This window comes from Saccharopolyspora elongata (assembly GCF_004348985.1).
In the GTDB taxonomy this organism is placed as follows: domain Bacteria; phylum Actinomycetota; class Actinomycetes; order Mycobacteriales; family Pseudonocardiaceae; genus Saccharopolyspora; species Saccharopolyspora elongata.
This window is the reverse complement of sequence record NZ_SMKW01000262.1, coordinates 1-403: the sequence shown is the minus strand read 5'-3', so window position 1 is coordinate 403 and position 403 is coordinate 1. Positions and strand designations below refer to the sequence as shown.

Sequence of the window (403 nt, the reverse complement as noted above, 5' to 3'; positions counted from 1 at the left end):
CACGTTCTCCACCAGCTGCCGACCAGTGATCGGCAACGCCGTATCTGCTGACTCCTCCCCAACAAGCGCCGCCCCAGTAGTAGAGGGAGCAACCGTCAGCCGCGGGGCGATCTCACCAAAACCAGCAAGCCGAGCCTGTTCGGTAGCCATCCCGGCGAAATCGGGATGAACCCCAGACTCCACCCCATCACCAACACCACTCCCGACCGATTCCTCCGGCCCCACACCCGACGACCCGCCAAAAACCACACGCCCCTGATCATCAACCGCATACACGTAGTAATCAGAGAAACCATCCGCAAAACCATCAGGGAAATCGTCGAACTCCACCCACATTCGCACTTCCACAACAGTCACACGCCAAGCCTGCCCACGCCCCCCGGACCGCGGCAGCCGCACCACC

The 403-nt window shown here is 61.8% G+C and carries 1 protein-coding gene; it reads right to left on the bottom strand.

Translation table 11 applies throughout. From position 1 onward, the window contains the following. The coding region (locus E1288_RS46615; RefSeq protein ID WP_132495775.1) for a hypothetical protein at window positions 1-357 on the bottom strand (357 nt) is incomplete at its 3' end. Between the last annotated feature and the right edge of the window lie 46 nt (window positions 358-403).